23 protein-coding genes and 1 tRNA gene are annotated in these 20,068 nt (G+C 68.9%); 12 read left to right on the top strand and 12 right to left on the bottom strand.

Translation table 11 applies throughout. The features are described from left to right. Positions 1–1,029 (bottom strand): ferritin-like domain-containing protein, encoded by a 1,029-nt coding sequence (locus tag PBN85_RS00495; protein ID WP_037535997.1) that lies wholly within the window; start codon positions 1,027–1,029, stop codon positions 1–3. 205 nt (positions 1,030–1,234) lie between these two features. Here PBN85_RS00495 and PBN85_RS00500 point away from each other — a divergent pair, with 205 nt between their 5' ends. Together PBN85_RS00500 and PBN85_RS00505 are read left to right on the top strand one after the other, a co-directional pair. Then, on the top strand, positions 1,235–1,813 hold the full coding sequence (locus PBN85_RS00500; RefSeq protein WP_271299800.1) for a sigma-70 family RNA polymerase sigma factor: 579 nt from the start codon (positions 1,235–1,237) through the stop codon (positions 1,811–1,813). Next, entirely contained in the window at positions 1,800–2,507 is a 708-nt protein-coding gene (locus PBN85_RS00505) for an anti-sigma factor (protein WP_037535993.1), read from the top strand. Before PBN85_RS00500 ends, PBN85_RS00505 begins: the two co-directional genes overlap by 14 nt. Here the strand turns inward: PBN85_RS00505 and PBN85_RS00510 are convergent, their stop codons facing one another. The 4 genes from PBN85_RS00510 to PBN85_RS00525 all read right to left on the bottom strand — a co-directional run bounded on the left by PBN85_RS00510 (position 2,508) and on the right by PBN85_RS00525 (position 5,172). Continuing rightward, positions 2,508–3,353: a MipA/OmpV family protein gene (locus tag PBN85_RS00510; protein ID WP_200870463.1), complete on the bottom strand. Its 846-nt coding sequence runs from the start codon at positions 3,351–3,353 to the stop codon at positions 2,508–2,510. It abuts the gene before it with no gap. Positions 3,354–3,440: 87 nt separating this feature from the next. Further along, positions 3,441–3,848 carry a DUF2141 domain-containing protein gene (locus tag PBN85_RS00515; RefSeq protein ID WP_443026773.1) on the bottom strand — a complete coding sequence of 136 codons (408 nt, stop codon included), beginning with the start codon at positions 3,846–3,848 and terminating at the stop codon, positions 3,441–3,443. Continuing rightward, entirely contained in the window at positions 3,796–4,614 is an 819-nt protein-coding gene (locus tag PBN85_RS00520) for a sterol desaturase family protein (RefSeq protein ID WP_037535987.1), read from the bottom strand. The genes PBN85_RS00515 and PBN85_RS00520 overlap by 53 nt, the downstream gene beginning before the upstream one ends. Before the next feature lie 39 nt (positions 4,615–4,653). Then, complete coding sequence (locus PBN85_RS00525) at positions 4,654–5,172, bottom strand: GNAT family N-acetyltransferase (RefSeq protein ID WP_271299802.1); 519 nt, start codon at positions 5,170–5,172, stop codon at positions 4,654–4,656. 77 nt (positions 5,173–5,249) lie between these two features. Between PBN85_RS00525 and crtY the strand changes: the two genes are divergently transcribed. Both crtY and PBN85_RS00535 read left to right on the top strand, forming a co-directional pair. Then, entirely contained in the window at positions 5,250–6,416 is a 1,167-nt protein-coding gene (gene crtY / locus PBN85_RS00530; protein WP_271299803.1) for a lycopene beta-cyclase CrtY, read from the top strand. Positions 6,417–6,439: 23 nt separating this feature from the next. Further along, positions 6,440–7,915, top strand: a complete 1,476-nt coding sequence (locus tag PBN85_RS00535) for a phytoene desaturase (protein WP_271300808.1) — start codon at positions 6,440–6,442, stop codon at positions 7,913–7,915. A gap of 253 nt (positions 7,916–8,168) precedes the next feature. On the opposite strand, the gene PBN85_RS00540 is transcribed toward PBN85_RS00535, so the two are convergent. The 5 genes from PBN85_RS00540 to ftsE are packed head-to-tail and all read right to left on the bottom strand — an operon-like array spanning position 8,169 to position 12,231. Continuing rightward, positions 8,169–9,377, bottom strand: coding sequence for an LL-diaminopimelate aminotransferase (locus PBN85_RS00540; RefSeq protein ID WP_037535982.1), 1,209 nt, complete (start codon positions 9,375–9,377; stop codon positions 8,169–8,171). 28 nt (positions 9,378–9,405) lie between these two features. Next, entirely contained in the window at positions 9,406–10,128 is a 723-nt protein-coding gene (locus tag PBN85_RS00545) for a lysophospholipid acyltransferase family protein (protein WP_271299804.1), read from the bottom strand. Then, positions 10,125–10,661, bottom strand: coding sequence for a YdcF family protein (locus PBN85_RS00550; protein WP_037535980.1), 537 nt, complete (start codon positions 10,659–10,661; stop codon positions 10,125–10,127). Before PBN85_RS00550 ends, PBN85_RS00545 begins: the two co-directional genes overlap by 4 nt. Next, entirely contained in the window at positions 10,658–11,524 is an 867-nt protein-coding gene (locus PBN85_RS00555; RefSeq protein ID WP_271299805.1) for a cell division protein FtsX, read from the bottom strand. Before PBN85_RS00555 ends, PBN85_RS00550 begins: the two co-directional genes overlap by 4 nt. Next, positions 11,521–12,231, bottom strand: a complete 711-nt coding sequence (ftsE, locus tag PBN85_RS00560) for a cell division ATP-binding protein FtsE (RefSeq protein ID WP_037535976.1) — start codon at positions 12,229–12,231, stop codon at positions 11,521–11,523. Before ftsE ends, PBN85_RS00555 begins: the two co-directional genes overlap by 4 nt. A 171-nt stretch (positions 12,232–12,402) precedes the next feature. Here ftsE and PBN85_RS00565 point away from each other — a divergent pair, with 171 nt between their 5' ends. Next, positions 12,403–13,170: an MJ0042-type zinc finger domain-containing protein gene (locus tag PBN85_RS00565; protein WP_271299806.1), complete on the top strand. Its 768-nt coding sequence runs from the start codon at positions 12,403–12,405 to the stop codon at positions 13,168–13,170. Here PBN85_RS00565 and PBN85_RS00570 read toward each other — a convergent pair. Beyond that, positions 13,142–14,506, bottom strand: coding sequence for an MATE family efflux transporter (locus PBN85_RS00570; protein ID WP_271299807.1), 1,365 nt, complete (start codon positions 14,504–14,506; stop codon positions 13,142–13,144). The genes PBN85_RS00565 and PBN85_RS00570 overlap by 29 nt on opposite strands. 132 nt (positions 14,507–14,638) lie before the next feature. Here PBN85_RS00570 and PBN85_RS00575 point away from each other — a divergent pair. From PBN85_RS00575 to PBN85_RS00585, 3 genes are all read left to right on the top strand, one after another. Then, positions 14,639–14,725, top strand: a tRNA-Leu gene (locus PBN85_RS00575). A 109-nt stretch (positions 14,726–14,834) separates the two neighbouring features. Beyond that, complete coding sequence (locus PBN85_RS00580; RefSeq protein ID WP_271299808.1) at positions 14,835–15,833, top strand: hypothetical protein; 999 nt, start codon at positions 14,835–14,837, stop codon at positions 15,831–15,833. Continuing rightward, complete coding sequence (locus PBN85_RS00585; RefSeq protein ID WP_051583644.1) at positions 15,830–16,099, top strand: hypothetical protein; 270 nt, start codon at positions 15,830–15,832, stop codon at positions 16,097–16,099. The genes PBN85_RS00580 and PBN85_RS00585 overlap by 4 nt, the downstream gene beginning before the upstream one ends. Positions 16,100–16,134: 35 nt before the next feature. On the opposite strand, the gene PBN85_RS00590 is transcribed toward PBN85_RS00585, so the two are convergent. Continuing rightward, positions 16,135–16,605: a hypothetical protein gene (locus PBN85_RS00590; protein WP_271299809.1), complete on the bottom strand. Its 471-nt coding sequence runs from the start codon at positions 16,603–16,605 to the stop codon at positions 16,135–16,137. Between the two features lie 126 nt (positions 16,606–16,731). Here PBN85_RS00590 and PBN85_RS00595 point away from each other — a divergent pair, with 126 nt between their 5' ends. Genes PBN85_RS00595 through msrB form a run of 4 tightly spaced genes read left to right on the top strand, consistent with a single transcriptional unit; the run spans position 16,732 to position 20,050 of the window. Continuing rightward, positions 16,732–17,868 (top strand): type III polyketide synthase, encoded by a 1,137-nt coding sequence (locus PBN85_RS00595; protein ID WP_443026774.1) that lies wholly within the window; start codon positions 16,732–16,734, stop codon positions 17,866–17,868. After that, entirely contained in the window at positions 17,865–18,554 is a 690-nt protein-coding gene (locus PBN85_RS00600; protein ID WP_271299810.1) for a methyltransferase domain-containing protein, read from the top strand. The genes PBN85_RS00595 and PBN85_RS00600 overlap by 4 nt, the downstream gene beginning before the upstream one ends. Beyond that, positions 18,533–19,609 (top strand): NAD(P)/FAD-dependent oxidoreductase, encoded by a 1,077-nt coding sequence (locus PBN85_RS00605; RefSeq protein ID WP_271299811.1) that lies wholly within the window; start codon positions 18,533–18,535, stop codon positions 19,607–19,609. Before PBN85_RS00600 ends, PBN85_RS00605 begins: the two co-directional genes overlap by 22 nt. 39 nt (positions 19,610–19,648) lie before the next feature. After that, complete coding sequence (msrB, locus tag PBN85_RS00610) at positions 19,649–20,050, top strand: peptide-methionine (R)-S-oxide reductase MsrB (protein ID WP_271299812.1); 402 nt, start codon at positions 19,649–19,651, stop codon at positions 20,048–20,050. The last annotated feature ends 18 nt before the right edge of the window (positions 20,051–20,068 follow it).

Below are 20,068 nucleotides of genomic sequence, written 5' to 3' on the forward strand. Positions count from 1 at the left end.
TCAGTTCGCGGCGCTGCTGCGCAGCCCGCTGTTTCCGTTGTTGATGCCGTTCGGGAAGAAGCCGCCCGCCGTCACCGATTTCGGATTCAGATAGACGATGTTGAGCACCTGCGCCGGGGTCCGGCTGAACGCGAGACCGTTGCTGTCGAGCGGCACGATGTTCGACACGGTGCCGGCGCTGCTGCTGCTCGTGGTCAGCCCCTGGTCGAGGTCGCTCGAACCGTCGACCGAATCGCGCAGGTTGGAGATGGCGTTCGCCGCGGTGATGTCGCTCTGCGCGGTGCTGATCGCCGGTGTCGCGATACCGCGGGCGTAAAGCGCGCCGCGGACGATCGCGGCATGATAGGCCTCGACCGCGAGGATGCCGGCGGCCGCCTCCAGATAGGTCTTGTTGTTAATCAAGGCGCCGGCCGCACCCTTGTAGGCGGTGACGCCGACGTCCTCGAAGACATAGGCCGCGATGAGGAAGCTGTCGTCATTGGCATAGGGGTCGAACCCCGCCAGCGACGGGCTGGTGCTCGAGGCCGCCGCCGCGAAGGCGCCGCCGCTCGATCCGGAAATGTCGATCTGCGGCATCGCCGCGATCAGCGAATCGCTGGTGCCGGTGCCGCGGATCGCGGCGCGCAGGAAGGTGACGTGGGCGACCTCGTCGGCGGCGATCTCGCGCGCATAGGCGGCGATGCCGGCGTCGCTGAACTGCACCTGCCGCGCCATGCCGGTGCCGCTGCCGGTCACCACCGAACCCTGCGTGCCGACGCCGCCGGTCAGCAGGTTGTTGGGCAGGCCGACGCCATAAGCGGCATAGCTGTAGAATTGCGCTTCGAGATATTCGAGGTTGAGCGCGAAGTTGAGCACGTCGACCTCGGACACGGCGGTTTGCGCCGCGGCCTCGCCGGTGAACGACATCGCCGCCGCGCCGGCTGCGGTCACCGCGGCCAGGCCCATCGCGTTCTTGAAGAATTCGCGGCGCTCCTCGCGCCGCCGGGCGCGCGCATCGAACGCCTCGATGATCTGCTGTGTCTCGGCCATCGGTAGCAACCTCCCTCACCGTGTCACGGTCCGCCGGTTACGCTCCCACCGGAGCGGGCGGCCGTCGGTCAGATACGTCGGTGCCATCCCGAAAGATGCGGCGACTCCCGCAACAATGTGTCTTTGTGGCAAAAAACATTCGCTTCGGTATCATTTGGGTCAACGGACCATTGCCGGGCAGGCGACGGACGGTTAGCCTTCGCGCGTGTCATCCCCCGATCCCTCTTCCGCCAACGCCGCACGCGCCGCGCTGGTCGAGGCGCTGATCCGCACCGGTGATGCCGATCGCGACGCCTTCCGTTCGGTCTATCAACTCACCTCTGCGAAGCTTTTCGGCATCTGCCTACGTATCTGCGAAGACAGGCAGGGTGCGGAGGACGTGCTGCACGACGTATATCTCACCATCTGGCATCGCGCCGCCACCTATCGGCCGGAACGGGCGAGCCCGATCGCCTGGCTGGCGACGATCGCGCGCAACCGCTCGATCGACTGGCGCCGTCGCCAGACGCGGGCGCGCGCCGCCCCGGTCGAGGCCGCCGACGCGCTCGCCGATCCGGCGCGCGCGCAGGACGAGACGCTGATCGCCGACGAATTGCACGGCCGCCTGCATGGCTGCCTCGAGGCGATCGAGCCGCGCCAGCGCAGCGCGATCCGCAGCGCCTTCTTCGGCGGGCTGACCTATGCCGAGCTGGCGCTGGCGCAGGCGGTGCCGCTCGGCACGATGAAAAGCTGGGTGCGGCGTGGCTTGCTCGCGTTACGGGGGTGCCTCGATGCCGCCGCCTGACGAACCCGATATCGCCGCGGCGGAGCTCGCGCTCGGCCTGCTCGACGGCGAGGAGCGTACCGCCGCGTTGCGCCGGCTGGCGCGCGATCCGGACTTTGCCGCGGACGTGGAGCGCTGGCGCGACTGGTTCGGCGCGCTGTTCGCCGACTGGCCCGAGGTGGCGGCGCCGCAATCGCTGGCGTCGCGGATCGAGGCGTCGCTGGACGGCAAGGCGGCAACGCCCGCCAACGACAATATGGCATGGCGCCGTCTCGCGCTGGTGGCGAGCTTTGCTGCGCTGCTGCTGCTCGGCGTCACCATGTTCGAGCTGTTGCGCCCGCTACCTGCCCCGGTGCAGATCGCGGTGCGCATGCCGGCGCCGGCCCCCGCCCCCTTGCTCGCCGCGATCGCGCCGACCGGCGGCGGGGCGCCGCTCGCTGCCGCCTACGATCCCGCCCGGGCGACGGTGCGGATCACCGGCGCGCTCCCCGTCCCCGCCGGACGCTCCGCCGAGCTGTGGGCGATCCGCGGCAAGGAGGCGCCGCGCTCGCTCGGCCTGGTGGCGGGCGGGCCGACGCGGCTCGTCGTCCCCGCGGCGGCGCGGCAGGCGATCGCCGCCGATACGGTGCTGGCGATCTCGATCGAACCGGTCGGCGGCTCACCGACCGGGCTGCCGACCGGACCGGTGGTTGCGACCGGCACGCTCACCGGCTGATCAGAAGGTATAGGCGAGCCCGACCGCCCCGAGCCACTGGTTGCGCGAACCTGCGACGCTGACCAGCGGACTGTCGGCGAAGCCGTTGAGCATCCGCACATAGGTGCCGCCGGCGACGATCTTGAAGCCGTGCAGCAGGTCGCCTGTCAGCGCATAGGTATAGAGGCCGCCGAGCGAATAATTCTTCCAGCCCGACCGCGCATTGTAGGTCGGCAGTCCGCTCGCCAGCGTCTGCGTCGGCGATACCGAGAAATAGGTGGTCGCATAGCCGCGGCCGGCATGTTCGGCCGAAGCGAACAGCGCCACCGCCATCTTGGTGCTGAGCGGGGTCAGATAACTGACGCTCGGCTGCCAGATGCCGCTGTCGTGCGCGCCGGCGACGTCGTGGCGATAGCTGACCGTCGCCGCGAGTTGATCGTAATCGCTGGTGATCACGCCGGTCTTGCCGATGCCGACATAACCGCCCAGTTCGATCGCGGTATCGACCTTGCCGAGCGCGCGGACGCGGGGATCGTCGATGCTCTTGAGGCTGCTGCGGTTGAAGTTGACCACGCCGATCGGGCCGGCCTGCACGTCCCAGACCGGACCCGGCTTGTCGCGGATCAGGTCGACGCTGAACCGGTTGCCGGCGATGATGAAGCCATAGCCCTTGATCGAGCCGACCGCGCCCGGCGCCGCGGTGAAGCGATAATCGTTCGAGCCTTCGTAGTCGCTGAGATAGACGCCGCCGGCGCCGACGGTGACGGTGTCGCGGTTGAAGTCGAAATCGGTCGGCCCCGGTGCGGCGGCCTCCTGCGCCTGGGCCGGGGCGGCGGTGATGGCAGCAGCGGCGAGCGCGAGCGGCATGAGAAACTTGAGCGACACGGCTACGGCTCCAAACCTGTTACGACGGCGTAACGCGGTGAACCGCTTTTGCTATCCCTGCCCGACCGATCAGAGCATGTAATGCATCTTGATCTGTTGCTGATTTGCATCACCGGTGATCGCAAAACGCGCGGCGGCGAAGCGCGGCGCGCCGAAGCGGATCGGCGGGTTGCGCGAGAAGCCGAAGCCTTCGCGCGGGATGCCGGCGAACGTGTCGAGCTTGCGATTGCCGTTCTCGTCGTGGATCACCGCGACGGCATATTGGCCGTGCGGCAGGCCTTCGAACCGCATCGCATGCGCATCGGCGGGTACCGAGCGGGTGATCGCATCGGCATCGTCGACGCAGGCCGGGAAATTCTCCGGGTCGGCGGTCAGGCAGACGCGCAGCATGCCCTTGGCCGAGCGCATCTGGCTGACCGAGACGTCAAGCCGGGCGATCGGCGCCGCGCCCAAGACCAGCACGGCCGCCGGCACCAGCGCGGCGATCGCCGCCGCCCGCGACCTGCGCCCTGGCCCGCGCATGGCTGCGCGCGAAATCGCCGACGCCGCGATCGGTGCCGCACAGGCGATCCCAGAACCGGAAATAGAGCCCATAATTACACCCATAGAGTTCATGATGCCGCTGATGATGGCTGGCGGTGATCAACCAGCCCCCCAATGGCCCCCGCCACATGAACCGCGGGAAAACCTCCCAGCCCATATGATTGGTTACGCCCATAACCGTCATGATCATCAGCACGAAGCCCAGAGCCGAGACGTGGATCGGAATTGCCAGCACCAGTGCCGGAATTGCCACAGCACCGGTCAGCGCCTCGATCGGGTGAAAGGCCATCGCCGCCCAGGCGGTCGGCGGGCGGCTGGCGTGGTGGACGGCATGCGCCGCCTTGAACACCTTGGGCCGGTGCATCCAGCGATGCGTCCAGTAGAACCAGGTGTCGTGCAGTACGAGATAGACGAGGATCGAGACGGGCCAATACCATAAGGGATAAGCGTGGACATCGCGATAGACGCGCGTCCAGCCATGCGCCTGCCAGCCCCAGGCGAGCACGCCCGCCGGAATGCCGTAGATCGCCGCGGAGGCGAGGCTCCACGCCACCTCGCGGCGCATCTGCGCATCGAGCCCGCGATACAGGCCGGGATGCCGCAGCCGCGTCGCCGCCGCGAACGCGCCCGAAACGATCAGATAGCGAACGCCGACGATCAACGTCATCGCCAGCGCGGAGAGGGTGACGGCGAGCAGCATGGCGACGGATGTAGCGGATTTCCGTGCGCGGGGGCAGCGTTAATCGCGGACGCCGCGCTCCAGCACCTGCACCGTGCGGCCATGATAGGACGCCTCGCGCACCGCTTCATAGCCCAGCTTGGCGGCGAGGCGCAGCGACGGCGCATTGGCGGGATCGATGATGCAGGTCGTCCGCGGTGCACCATGCGCCGCCGCCCAGTCGAGCGCCGCGGTCATCGCCTCCTGCGCATAGCCGCGGCCATGCTGCGCGGGTGCGAGCGTCCATCCGGCCTCCGGCCAGGCGAGCGGCGGCTCGATCGCGCGCCGCGATTCGAGCAGCCCCGCCTCGCCGACGAACGCGCCGTCATGCGTGCGCACCACCCAGCTGCCATAGCCGAACGCCTGCCACTGGCCGATGCTGCGCAACAGCCGCAGCCACACGTCCTCGGGCGGACGCGCGACGCCGCCGATCCGCGTGTAGACGGCCGGATCGGCCCACATCGCCGCCAGCTCGGCCCAATCCTGCGGCCGGTGGACGTGCAGGGTCAGTCGGTCGGTGGTGAGCTGCGGCGGGGTCATCGTCGCTGGGGATAGCGCGGCGCGGGCGAGTCGAAAATGGCAGTTCTCGCGCGCGACGCTTTGCGGTAGGCGCAGCCATGGGCTCCACCATCCCTTGCGATGTTGCGATCGTCGGCGGCGGCCTCGCCGGCGGGCTGATCGCCCTCGCACTGCACAGCCGCCGCCCCGACCTCGACGTGCGGATCATCGAGGCGGCGCCGCATCTCGGCGGCGATCACGTCTGGTCGTTCTTCGGCAGCGACGTCGACGCGGCGGACCGCTGGCTGGTCGCGCCATTGGTCGTCCACGACTGGACCGGCTATGACGTCACCTTCCCCGATCTCGCGCGGCCGATCGCGGCGACCTATCATTCGGTGACGAGCGAGCGATTGCACGCGGTGCTGCGCGCGCAGCTGCCCGAGCGAGCGTTCCTGCTCGGGCGCAAGGTGCTCGCCGCCTCGGCGACCGCGGTGGTGCTCGCCGACGGCGACCGCATCGCCGCCAAGGGCGTGATCGACTGCCGCGGCCCCGGCGATCTGTCGGTGCTCGACCTCGGCTGGCAGAAGTTCCTCGGGCAGGAGCTGTTGCTCCACCATCCGCACGGCAAGCCGATCCCGACGGTGATGGACGCGACGGTCGCGCAGATCGACGGTTATCGCTTCGTCTATTGCCTGCCGTTCGCCGACGACCGGATGTTCGTCGAGGACACCTATTACAGCGATACGCCGCAGATCGACCGCGCCGCGCTCGGCACCCGCATCGCCGCTTATGCCGCCGGCCGGGGCTGGCTGGTCGACAGCGTGATGCGGACCGAGGCCGGGGTGCTGCCGATCACGCTCGGCGGCGATTTCGAAACCTATTGGCGGTCGAGCGGCGCGCATGTCGCCAAGGCGGGGATGCGCGCCGGGCTGTTCCAGCCGACCACCGGCTATTCGCTGCCCGATGCGGTGCGGCTGGCGGTGGCGCTCGCCGGGCAAAGCGACCTGTCGGGCAAGGCGCTGGCGCGCTTCACGCATGATTATGCCCGTGCTGCCTGGAAGCGCGGCGCCTTCTACCGCATGCTCAGCGCAATGATGTTCCGCGCGGGCGATCCGGCGGAACGTTGGCGCATCATCGAGCGCTTCTACCGTCTCGACCCGACGCTCATCACCCGTTTCTATGCGGGGCGATCGAGCCTCAAGGACAAGATGCGGATACTGACGGGCAAACCGCCGGTGCCGGTGCGCAGCGCGATCCGCGTCCTGCGCACGACGGCATGGCGGTGAGCGGCAGCAAGGGGATGGACAGGATGAAGTCGGCGATCGTCATCGGCGCAGGATTCGGCGGGCTGGCGCTCGCGATCCGGCTGCAATCGGCCGGGATCGCGACGACGATCGTCGAGTCGCGCGACAAGCCGGGCGGCCGCGCTTATTATTGGGAGCGCGACGGCTTCACCTTCGACGCCGGGCCGACCGTGATCACCGACCCCGCCTGTTTGCAGGAATTATGGGCGCTGAGCGGACGCGACATGGCCGAGGACGTGACGCTCGAGCCGGTGACGCCCTTCTACCGGCTCAACTGGGTCGACGGCACCAATTTCGACTATACCAACGACGAGGCGCTGCTCCAGCGCGAGATCGGCAAGCTCAACCCCGCCGATATCGCCGGCTATCACAAGTTCCTCGAATATGCCGAGGGCGTCTATCGCGAAGGCTATGAGAAGCTCGGCCACGTCGCCTTCCTCGACTTTGCGACGATGATCAAGGCGGCGCCGGCGCTCGCCAAATATCAGGCGTGGCGGTCGGTCTATTCGATCGTGTCGAAATATGTGCAGAACGAGAAGCTACGCGAGGCGCTGAGCTTCCACACGCTGCTGGTCGGCGGCAATCCGATGACGACCAGCGCGATCTATGCGCTGATCCACAAGCTGGAGCGCGACGGCGGCGTCTGGTTCGCGCGCGGCGGCACCAACCGGCTGGTCGCCGGGCTGGTCGCGCATTTCGAGCGGCTCGGCGGCACGCTGCGGCTCGGCGATCCGGTCGCCTCGATCGAGACGCTCGGCGACCGCGCCACCGGCGTGCGCTGCGCGAGCGGCTGGGAAGCGCAGGCGGATGCGATCGCCGCCAACAGCGACATCATGCACACCTATCGCGACCTGCTGAACAGTTCGCGCAGCGCGCAGCGCACCAAGGCGCGGCTGGAGCGCAAGAGCTATTCGCCGTCGCTGTTCGTCGTCCATTTCGGCATCAAGGGCACGTGGCCGGGCATTCCGCACCACATGATCCTGTTCGGCCCGCGCTATAAGGAACTGCTCGCCGACATCTACGATCACGGCGTGCTCGCGCAGGATTTCTCGCTCTACCTGCACCACCCGACCGTCACCGATCCGAGCCTCGCGCCGGAGGGGCATTCGACCTTTTACGCGCTGGCGCCGGTGCCGCACATGGGCAAATTCCCGGTCGACTGGGACGAGGTCGGCCCGATCCTCGAAAAGCGTATTCTCGACGAGGTCGGGCGGCGGCTGATCCCCGATATCCACGAGCGGATCGTCACCAAGTTCAGCTATGCGCCGCATGATTTCGCGACCGATCTGAAGGCGCATCTCGGCAGCGCGTTCAGCCTCGAACCGGTGCTGACGCAGAGCGCCTATTTCCGCGTCCACAATCGCGACGATCATATCCCCAATCTGTATTTCGTCGGCGCGGGGACGCATCCGGGCGCGGGCATCCCCGGCGTGGTGGGCAGCGCGAAGGCGACGGCGGCGCTGATGCTCGGCGCGCGCTAGGGGCGCTGCCCCCGCGCGCCGTTCGGGCTATGCGGATAAGGCCCGCTTCTCCCCGGACCGCATGCTGCCGGGGAAAATTGCCCTTCGGCAAGCTCAGGGCGAACGGTGGGGGAGCGGCGTGGCGCGCACCGCCCCCTGGCCCCGTTCGGGCCGAGCCTGTCGCAACCCACCTCTCCCCGGGCGGGAGGCTGGTGGAAGCCTGACATCGACCCACCCGCGCGAACCGTTCAGCCGGCCGGCGGCGCGCCGGCTGTCACCCCGCCGTGCGGCTCGGCGTGTTGACGCCCATCGATTGCAGGTAGCGCTTCACGTTGCGCGCCGCCTGCCGCAGCCGCTGCTCGTTCTCGACCAGCGCGATGCGGACGAAGCCTTCGCCATTCTCGCCATAGCCGACGCCCGGCGCCACCGCGACCTGGGCATGGGTCAGCAACTGCTTCGAGAATTCGAGGCTGCCGAGATGCGCCACCGCCGGCGGCAACGGCGCCCAGGCGAACATCGACGCGCGCGGCGCCGGAATCTCCCACCCCGCCCGCGCAAAGCTCTCGACCAGCACGTCGCGGCGCTTGTGGTAGAGCTGGCGGTTCTTCTCCACGATGTCCTGCGGCCCGTTGAGCGCGGCGCAGGCCGCCGCCTGGATCGGGGTGAAGGCACCGTAATCCAGATAGGATTTCACCCGCGTCATCGCCGCGATCAGCTGCTTGTTCCCGACCGCGAAACCGATCCGCCAGCCGGCCATGCTGTAGGTCTTGCTGAGCGAGGTGAATTCGACCGCGACGTCCTTGGCGCCCTTGACCTGGAGGATCGAGGGCGTCGGATTGCCGTCATAATAGAGTTCGGAATACGCGAGGTCGGAGATGATCCAGACCTGATTCTCCTTCGCCCAGGCGACCAGCCGTTCGTAGAAGGCGAGGTCGACCGCCTCGGCGGTGGGGTTGGACGGATAATTGACCACCAGCACCGACGGCCGCGGCACGGTGAACGCCATCGCGCGCTCGAGGCTTTCGAAATAGGCTTCGTCCGGCGTCGTCGGCACCGCGCGGATCGTCGCCCCGGCGATGATGAAGCCGAAGGTGTGGATCGGGTAGGACGGATTCGGCGCGAGCACGACGTCGCCCGGCGCGGTGATCGCGGTGGCGAGGCTGGCGAGCCCCTCCTTCGATCCCATCGTCACCACCACCTCGGTCTCGGGATCGAGATCGACGCCGAAGCGGCGGCCGTAGTAATTCGCCTGCGCGCGGCGCAGGCCGGGGATGCCCTTCGACTGCGAATAGCCGTGCGCATCGGGCTTGCGCGTCACCTCGATCAATTTGTCGAGCACGTGCGCGGGCGGCGGCAGGTCGGGATTGCCCATGCCGAGATCGATGATGTCCTCGCCCGCCGCACGTGCCGCGGCCCGCATGCCGTTGACTTCGGCGATGACATAGGGCGGCAGACGCTTGATGCGGTAGAATTCGTCGGACATGGGTCACCTTATCGTTGACCCGGCCATCCTACGCCGCGGACGACGCTTTCACCACCTCTTCCGATGCGGCCGGTTCGAGCGCGTTGATCGCGGCGTGGACGCGTGCCTCGATCGCCTCGCGCTTCAGGCCGGACGGGATCACCTCGCCGATCCGGATGGTGACGACGCCGGGGCGTTTCGGCCCGTGCTTCGGCCAGACCGTGCCGGTGTCGAGCGCGACCGGGATCACCGGCAGGCCGAGCGCGCGATACAGGCCGGCGAAGCCCGATTGCAGCGGCGGCTGCTCGCCCGGCGCGACGCGCGTGCCCTCGGGATAGATCAGGATCGAGCGGCCCTCGTCCTTCAACGCCTTGGCGGCGCGCATCATCGATCGCAGCGCGCTCGCCGATGCCTCGCGATCGGCGATGATCCCGCCGTAGCGCATCGCCGCATAGCCCCAGAAGGGGATGCGGCTGAGTTCGCGCTTGATCACCATCGCCGGGCCGCCGAGCAGCAATTGCAGCTCCAGCGTCTCGAACATCGCCTGGTGCTTGGCGGCGAAGAAATAGGTGCCGGGCGGCACCGTCCCCTCCACCCGCACCCGGATGCCCATGATCGTCCGGTAGAGCAGCCGGTGCATCTGCGCCCAGATATGCGCGTGCCGCATCACCGCGCGCCGCCCGAACAGCGCCGATACCGGCACGCTCAGCACGATCGGCACCGACAGCGCATAGAACAGCATTGTGAACAGCAAGGTGCGCAACCGGTTCATCCCCCTACCCCCAGCCACAGCGCGACACGCCGCAGGATCAGCTTGTTGTATTCGTTGACCAGCGTCGCGAGCCGCGGCGTGCTGCGCACCCCGTCGCCGAGCACCAGCACCTGCGGCCCCATCGCCGCCGCCAGCTCCATCCGCGCGCGCGGCACGTGCCAGTCGGAGGTGACGAGGCGGACGGTGCGATAGCCGTGCGTCTTGACCCAGGCGGCGGTCTCCTCGGCGTTGGAGCGCGTATCGACCGCGTCGGCGCCGAGATCGATGCAGCAGCTGAACAGCGCCACCGGCGCCTTATATTCGCGCGCGAGGTCGATCGGCCGCACTCCCGGCGCGACGCCGGTGACGAGCATCCGCCGCGCCTGCCGCGCCTGGAGCAGCGCGATGCCGCGATCGATCCGTCCCGCGCCGCCGGTCGGCACGACGATCGCGTCGGTGGTGTTGGGCGCGAGCGGTCCGGGCAGCATCAGCATGAACGCCGCGAAGCCGAGGCACCAGGCGAGCGCCGCCAGACCGAACAGCCGGACGATCACAGCGACCGCCTGAGCGAGGCGACGACGGTGACGCGCGCCGCCGCCATCGCCAGCGCGATGAAGCCGACCGGCACGATCCCCAGCGCCGCCCAGTCCCCCGCCCCCAAGGCGATGCCGCCGAGCAGTTCCGACCCCAGCGCCGCGAGCCGCGTGCCGAGGAACAGCAGCACCGCCAGCGCCGCCGCGCAGCCGGCGACGCCGCCCATCGCCGCGTCGAGCGCGATCCGCCGCTGGAACAGCCGCGCGACCTGCACGTCGGTCGAGCCGAGCATATGCATCACCTCGATCGTCGCGCGATGCGTCTCGAGTCCGGCGCGCGCGGCGAGCACCACCACCGCGCCGGTCGCGGCGAGCATCAGCACGACGAGCGCGAAGGCGAGCCAGGTCAGCGTATCGAGGAAGCCGACGACCGGCGCCATCCAGCGTTGATGCTGGTCGATCCGGCTCGCCGCGCTGATCCGCCGCGCCGCGGCGACGATCGCGGTGGCGTCGGTGCCGGCGAGGTCAACGTCGATCATCGCCGGCACGGGCAGCTCGGCGTCCGCCCCGACATCGCCGAGCCACGGCGCGAGCAGCCGGGTCAGTTCGCCCCGATCGACCAGGGTCGCGCGACGCACCTGCGGCAATCGGCGCAGCGCCGCGAGCGTGCGTGCGGCGAGGGCGTCGCGCGTCGCCGGGCTGCCCTCGACGATCTGCACGGTCAGCCGCCCGGCGAGCTGGCGTTCGAGCGCGTCGGCCGACTGGCGCGTGCCGAGCCCGAGCGCGGCGGCGAGCAAGGTCAGGAACAGCATGATCGCCATCACCCAGGTCATCGCGCGCAGGCCCCCCGCCTCGTCGAGGACGCGTCGGTCGGCGCCGCTCATGCCTCGCCTCGCGGCGGCGGCGGGTAGCGCAGATGGCCGGTCGGATCGAGCAGCCGTCCCTTGTCGAGCCGCATCATATGCGCCCCCGGCACGCGGCTGAGCAGCTGGAAATCGTGCGTCGCGACCACCACCGTCGTGCCGAGCGTGTTGAGCGAGCCGAACAGGTGGATCAGCCGGTCGGCCATCTCGGGATCGACGTTGCCGGTCGGCTCGTCGGCGACGAGCACCTCGGGCCGGCCGATCACCGCGCGGGCGATGGCGACGCGCTGCTGCTCGCCGCCCGACAGCGTTGCCGGCCGCGCCTCGGCCCGGTCGCCCAGCCCGACCCAGCCGAGCATCTCGCGCACCGGCTGTTCGATATCGCCTTCAGGCACGCCGGCGACGCGCAGCGGCAGGGCGATATTGTCCCAGGCGGACAGGTGCGGCACCAGCCGGAAGTCCTGGAAGACGACGCCGATGCGCCGGCGGAAGCCCGGCAGCCGGCGGCGCGGCATCGTCACCGCATCCTCGCCGAACAGGCGGATGATGCCGCGGCTCGGCCGCTGCGCGAGATAGAGCAGCCGCAGCAGCGAGGTCTTGCCCGCGCCGCTCGCCCCGGTGAGGAAATAGAAGGCGCCGGCGCCGAGCGTGAAGCTGATATCCGACAGGGTTTCCTGCCCGGTGCCATACCGCAGCCCAACATTTTCGAACTGCACGATATTTGCCATGCGCCTGGCCGCAACCGCTCCGTGTGACGAATTTCCGGGCGGCGCGACGCCGCGGCGGCAGCCTTCGCATGGCCGGCGCGTGGCTTCAAGCTTGCCACGCAGGCGGCCGACGTGCTTAGCAGTGCAGGCAATCCGGTCATCGGTCCGGCCCCCGTCCGTAAAGCGTTGCGCATGATCCTCGAATGTCCCGAATGCAGCACCCGATATCTGGTGCCCGACAGCGCGATCGGTACCGAGGGGCGAACCGTGCGCTGCGCCAATTGCCGGCACAGCTGGTTCCAGGACCCGCCGCCGCCCGAACCCGCACCGCCACCGCCGCCGCCCGCGCCGGCACCCGCGCCTGAGCGGTTCGCCGAGGCGGCCTCCTATGCCGCGCCGGTCGCCGAGACCGAGCGCCCCGCCTTCCTCGAGCCGGCGGCGATTCCGCAGCCGCGCACGGCGATTCCCGAATCGGTGCTCCCGGCGCCCGACTATGACGCCTTCGCCGCGCGCCAGCCCTTCCGTGCCCGGCGCAACACGTCGAAGCGCTGGACGGTGATCGCGATCGTCGCCGGGCTGCTGATGATCGCCGGCGTCGCCGCCATCGTCTTCCTCGGTGCGCCGGGCCTGCTCGCGCAGATCGGGCTGCCGATCGGCACGCAGGAATCGCCGCTTCGGCTCAAGGACAATCCGATCGAGCGGCGCGGGCTGGAGAACGGGTCCGAGCTGTTCGCGGTGAGCGGCCAGATCAGCAATCCCTCGACCGAGCGGCAGCGCGTGCCCGACATCCGCGCCGAACTGCGCGATGCGCAGGGCCGCATCGTCTACAGCTGGACGATCACGCCGCAGCAGCGCACGCTCAACCCCGGCGGCACGATCGACTTCAACTCCGCCAAGCTCGACGTTCCCGCCAATTCGAAGCGGCTCGAACTCAGCTTCGCCGGCGAAGCCGCGAACTGACCAGCGCGAACCGGCCGCCGTGCAGCAGCGCGGCGGCGACCATGCCGATCCCCGACGCCCAGACCAGCGCCATCGCGCCGCCGCCCTGCTGCACCAGCCACCAGCCGGCGCCGCCGGTGACGAGGAAATAGGCGATGATGCTGTTGATCCCCGCGGCGATCTGGTCGCCGAGGCTGCGCAGCGCATAGACCAGCACGATCTGGATGCCGTCGAACACGATGAACGGCGCCCAGCGCGGCAGCATCGCCGCGGCGAGCCGGTGCACCTCGATTGTCGCCGGGAACAGCGCGACCAGCGCCGGCGTCGCCACCGCGAGCAGCAGCGCGCCGATACCGAGCGCCGCCACCGCAAGCACCAGCGCGATCAGCGTCCGCCGGATCGCCGCCGCGGGCTGCCCCTCGCCCACCGCATTGCCCGCACGCACGCCGGCCGCCGAGCCGAGCCCGAGCGCCACCGCGAAGGTGAGGTTGTGCATCGCGAAGACGATCTGGAAGGCATGCGCCGCCGCGTCGCCCAATTGCGTCGACAAAGCGATCAGGATCGAGAAACCGGCAAGTTCGAGCCCCGAGGCGATCGCCGGCACGATCCCGAACGTCGCCAGCCGCCACGCACCGCGCGGCACCGCCCGCCACGCCGCCGCATCGGTCCGGCCTATGCCGCGCGCGGCGGCGCGCGGCAGCGTCAGCACGCTCGCCACCATCCCCGCCGCGCCGAGCAGCGAGGCGATCGCCGTCGCCAGCGCCGCGCCGACCGCCCCTAGCGCCGGCAGGCCGAGATGCCCCGCCGACAGCGCCCAGGCGAGCAGGCCGTTGACCGGCAGCACCGCGAGATTGACGACGGTAACGCGCTGCGGCCGGCTCACGCCTTCGAGGAAGAAGGCGGCGGCGACGGTCATCAGCTGGAACGGATAGGCGATTGCGAACGCCCGGACGACGCGGGCGCTCTCGTCGATCCGGTCGGCCGCGACGCCGACCAGCGCGAGCAGCGGCTCGGCAGCGACGAGGAACAGCCCGCCGATCGCCAGGCCGAGCAGCAGCCCGAGCGCCAGCCCCTCGCGAAGCACCGCGCCGGTTCGCGGCAGGTCGCCGGCGCCGTCCGCGCGCGCCGCCATCACCAATACGCCCGACAGCCAGGCGAGTCCGGTCACAATCCCGACGAAGCCGAGCGCCCGGCTCGCCCCCAGCGCCGCCACCTGCTCGGTCGAGACGAGGCCGACGACCATCACGTCGGTGACCTGCAACAACGTCCAGTTGAGGCTGGTCAGCACCACCGGCCAGGCGAGCGCGAGCAGCCGTCGCGTCTCGGCGGGCGTGGTCAGGGGAAGCGGCACCGTCATGCCGAACGCGCTACCCACTCCCTATGACAGCGAAAAGCGCAGCTTCGTGAAAAAGGGGCGTTGCGGACCGGCAAAGCCTTTGCTAGGGGCCTGCGCCTGCCAGATGCCGGCTCAGCCCGGTGTTCTTCACGTGCGGCCGTGGCGGAATTGGTAGACGCGCAACGTTGAGGTCGTTGTGGGCGAAAGCCCGTGGAAGTTCGAGTCTTCTCGGCCGCACCACTCTTCACGCAGAGAGAAACGCCCGCGCCCCATGGGGTTGCGGGTTTTTTCTTGTCTTATTGGAAAATGTTGCCGATCTGTTCTCGTCGCAACGGGGCGGAGCGACGATATGCGGGTGTCGATCGAGGCGAAACGGCGGGCCTATGCGGCCTGGCTGAGGACCGGACGGTGGCCGGTGATGCGGGGGACCGACGGGACGGAATGGAAGTTCAATCCGTATCATGACCCGAAGGATGGCCGGTTTACGACGGCCGGTGGTGGAGGCGGAGCTGGCGGCTCTCGTCAGTCGGTAAGAGTGACGAGCACGTTGCAACCACGTCAGCTATCTTCAAAATCAAAAACTGACATTCTCGCCGGACCCCGGTTAATCGCGAAGGCGATCGATACTGCTGCTAAAACTGAGCTCGACTTTGCCGATGGAGTCAGCGACGGCGCTTACGACGCTGTAAAAGGCACAATCACCGCCACGATTGCGTTCGCCAAAAATCCTATCTCGGCAACCCGAAATAACAACCTCGCCTTGGCTGGGCTAATCGATAGCGCGATAGCTGCCGAGGACACACCCGCTCGTATCCAAATAGCTCGCGCGGCGGATCGTATTCGCCATACAAATGCACATGAAGTTGGATATGTTGCTGGCAACATTGCAGCGGGTGCCGCCATCAGTCGAGCCACAGGTTTGGCCATTGGCAAGATATCAGCGATAAGAAAAGCGCGATTACCACAGCGGCTACGACCAGAGTTTCCTCCGCCCGAGTACAAGTGGGTGAAGGAGCGTTTACGACCAGGAGCGCCGCAACGCTATAATGACGGCGCACCGAATGCTCGCCCCGGATATGCCCCGGCCCTTACCAGGACACTGCCGAACGGCGGTAAGAGGCTCGTTAAGTTCGATGGCATTCAAGCCGACTGGCCAGCCGATAGAAAGCATGGCATATATTTTTCGAAAAAGTCGGTCGACCAAGCCATTCGGCAATCGCACGCCCTGGCGGAGCACAAAATTACCGGGCTTTGGGAAGTGCCAGACAATTATCAAAAATCCCAAGCCCTTAAGCTGCTTAATAAAGCAAACGTTAAAAATATCAAAGTAAGGGTTGCGAAACCATGACGATGCTTCCAATCGCTCGCCTTATCGCTAACTTTTTACTCAACATAGAGCTGACCGACGAGGGGACCATGCATCCTGACGACGCATGTCAGATTCTTGAGCAGGCCGCTCACGATCTTTCATTAATTGACAAAGCGTGGCTCGATCAACTGACCCAAGCCTTTGCCGAGATAGCGACAGAATATCCTGACGACCAAGCGGAATTCGTGAGAAATATTCCCGCTAACTTCTATCATTCCGACCCGGACGGCGGCGGCGGCGAGTAGGGTCGGAGGCCGGCTTTCACCGTCTCCGCGCCACCCTACCCCGCCCCCATCCGCCGCAAATAGGCGGTCACCGCCGTATAGCCACTGTCGCTCAAGGAAATTTCCATACGGCGGCGGTCGACCGGGTCGATCACTCGATCGATCAGCTTGAGCTTGTGGAGATGGTCGATCCATCGTTGCGAGGTGGTCACCGGCGCGCTGGCGCTGCCGACCAGGGTCTTGACGTTCATCGTCCGCCGCTCCTCGTGCGCGACGAACAGCGCGAGCAGCATGTCCCAGGCGGGTTCGTGGAACAGCTCGGCGGGAAAATGATCGAAGCGCGCCAGCCGCTGGGCGAGCAATTGCTTGGCGAGCTCGCGCGCGTCGAGCGGCGTGGCGGGCTGCGCCTCGCCGGTGCCGACCGGGGCGGCGTGGAGCCGGTCGGCGCGGGCGCCGAACTCCACCGCGATCGCGGAGAGCTGCGTCGTCAGGTCTTTGACCAGTCCCGCGATGGACTCAGTGGGCACGTCGCTTTCCCCGTGCGTCGTTGATAGGCAGGAAGTACCATCTGTTTCTGAAATAATGCAATCAGCTTAATGACATGGATGGTCACGCCGCGCATCGGGCCGAGCCGTGCGCGCAGCGACGGCGCCTTGGGTGGGAACACCGCATCCAAGTCGCGTCCCCGCGCGTTTAACGATGTACGGAATTGTGCGCGTAACCAAAGGATGCCGGTGGTCGCCTACCTCAATGCAATCGGCACCGCCGTGCCGCCCCACGACGTGCATCAGCATTTCATCGATTGGGCGAACACCCGCGTCACGCCGGAGGCGCGCGGCCTGTTCCGGCGGATGACCGCGCGCGCCGGGATCAGCCATCGCTGGTCGGTGCTCGGCGGGACGGACGGCGGCAGCGCGATCGATCCGGGCGGCTTCTACGGCGCGGCGCTGCCCGGCACCGCGGCGCGGATGCGGCTCTATGCCGCGGAGGCGCCGGCGCTGGCGCTGGCGGCGATCGCCGCACTCGGCGACCCGGTGCCCGAGGGGATCACGCATCTCGTCGTCGCGAGCTGCACCGGCTTCGTCGCGCCGGGAATCGATCAGATCATCGCCCGCCGGCTCGGCCTCGCCTCGTCGGTCGAGCGGCTGCTGATCGGCTTCATGGGCTGCTACGCCGCGGTCGTCGCGTTGCGCAGCGCGCGGCATATCGTCCGCTCGCAGCCGGCGGCGCGCGTCCTCGTCGTCACCGTCGAACTCTCGTCGCTGCATTTGCAGGACGACAGCGAGGTCGCGCCGCTGCTCGCGATGCTCCAGTTCGGCGACGGCGCCGCGGCGGCGCTGGTCAGCGCCACGCCCGCGGGGATCGCGCTCGGCGAGCCCTTCGCCGCGACGCTCACCGAGAGCGAAGAGCTGATCCGCTGGACGATCACCGACACGGGCTTTGCCATGCACCTCGACGGCGCGGTGCCGGGTCGGATCGGCGACGCGCTCACCGACCCGGCGTTCGTCGCGGCGGTGACCGGCGGCCAGGCGCCGGACTCGCTGTTCTGGGCGGTGCATGCCGGCGGCCGCTCGATCCTCGATGCGGTGCAGAGCGGACTGGCCCTGCCGAAGGAGGCGCTCGATCCGTCGCGCCGGGTGCTTGCCGATTATGGCAATATGTCGTCGGCGACGCTGATGTTCGTCCTCGCCCGGCTGCTCGCCGCGCCGCCGGACCAGCCCGAGGGCGTGGCGCTCGCCTTCGGTCCCGGCCTCGCCGCCGAGGGCCTCGCGTTGCGGATGGTGCGATGAGCCTCGCGGCCCGCGCCGAGGCCGAGGAGCTGATGGACGCGGACGACCTGCCCGCCGACGTCTATGCCGCGGTCGTCGCCGACCTCGCCCGCGTCAACACGGTGACGCTCGCGGCGCGGCCGACGCTCGCCTTCCTCGACCGGGTCGCGGCGGGGGCGACGCACCTGCGGGTGCTCGACGTCGGCTATGGCGATGGCGACATGCTGCGGCGGATCGTCGCCTGGGCGGCACGGCGCGGCATCAGCGTCGACGGCGTCGGCATCGATCTCAACCCACGCAGCGAAGCCGCGGCGCGGGTGCATAGCCCGGCTCGGCTCGGCATCGACTGGCGGACCGGCGACTATGCCGATTGCGCCGGCGAAGGCTGGGACGTGATCCTCTCCAGCCTCGTCGCGCATCATATGACGCACGATCAGCTGATCGCCTTCCTGCGCTTCATGGAGGCGGAGGCGGCGCGCGGCTGGCTGGTCAACGATCTCCACCGCCACGGCTTCGCGCATGCCGGCTTTCCGCTGCTCGCCGCGCTCGCGGGCTGGCATCCGATCGTCCGCCACGACGGCAGGCTGTCGATCGCGCGCGCCTATCGCCCCGCCGAATGGCCGCCGCTGCTCGCCGCGGCGGGGGTCAGCCACGCGCGGGTGTTCCGTGCCTTTCCGTTCCGGTTATGCGTCGAACGCCGGCGCTGATCGTCGGCGGCGGGCCGGCGGGATCGGCCGCGGCGATCCGACTCGCCCGCGGCGGCACCGCGGCGGTGCTCGTCGAACGTCAGGACGATGCGGATGCCTTGTGCGGCGGCTTCCTCAGCTGGCGCTCGCTCGACCGGCTCGCTGCGCTGGGCGTCGACGCCGACCGGCTCAATCGGGCGCGGCTGACCGAGGTGACGCTGTTCGCCGGCGATCTGATCCGCGAGGCGCGTCTGCCGCGGCCCGCGCTCGGCGTCTCGCGCCGCCGGCTCGATCGCGTCCTGCGCGACGCCGCCGACCGCGCCGGGGCGGTGATCGAGACGGGCCATGTCCGCGCGATCGACGGCACGACGGCGCAGATCGGCGAGATGGCGATCACCGCCGACGCGCTGTTCCTCGCCACCGGCAAGCATGACGTCCGCGGCCTTGCTCGCCCGGCCGCGGCGCGCGGCAGCGACCCGACGCTCGGACTGCGCCTGCGCCTGCCCGCCTCCCCGGCGCTGTCCCGTACGCTCGCCGGACGGATCGAGCTGCATCTGTTCGATCGCGGCTATGCGGGGATCGCGCTCCAGGAAGACGGCAGCGCCAATGTCTGCATGGCGGTGCACCGGTCACGCCTGCACGCGGCGGGAAGCCCGGCGGAGCTGCTCGCGCTGCTCGCCCAACAATCGCCGCGGCTCGGCGACCGGCTCGCCGGGCGGGACCCGGCGGGGCCGATCGATGCGATCGCCAATGTCCCCTATGGCTGGCGGCAGCGGCACGGCAGCGCGGGGCTGTTCCGCCTCGGCGATCAGGCCGGCGTCATCCCCAGCCTCGCCGGCGAGGGCATGGGCATCGCCCTGGCGAGCGGCGTCTCCGCGGCCGATGCCTATCTGCGCGGCGGACCGGCGGCAGCGGCGGCGTGGCAGCGCGATTTCGCGCGCAGCCTGGCGCGCCCGATGGCGGTGGCGGGAATGGTCCGCCGCCTTGCCGAATCACCGCGCGCCGCGGGCGTGCTGCGCTGGTTGCCGCCGGCCCTGATTCAGGTGGTGGCGCATGCCACCAGAATGGCCCGATGACAGTTGACGCGACGGTCCCTCATCACGAGATTAACATATATGGATCATCTGAACCTTTCCGAAGCCGAATGGCGCAAGCGCCTGACCCCCGCGCAATATCATGTGCTGCGGGAGGCGGGCACCGAACGCGCCTATGCCGGCGCGCTGACCGACAACAAGGCGGACGGCCTGTATTATTGCGCCGCCTGCCATCAGGAGCTGTTCGACAGCGCCGACAAATATGACAGCGGCTCGGGCTGGCCGAGCTTCACCCAGCCGATCGCGCCCGATCGCGTCTCCGACCATAGCGACACCAGCCATGGCATGACGCGCACCGAGACGCGCTGCGCGCGCTGCGACAGCCACCTCGGCCACGTCTTTCCGGACGGACCGCCGCCGACCGGCCTGCGCTATTGCATGAACTCGATCGCGCTCGAGTTCCGCGCGCGCAAGGCCGCCTGACGGTGATCGCTGCGACGG

The organism is Sphingomonas sp. CV7422, from assembly GCF_027945725.1.
Classification (GTDB): Bacteria; Pseudomonadota; Alphaproteobacteria; order Sphingomonadales; family Sphingomonadaceae; genus Sphingomonas; species Sphingomonas kyungheensis.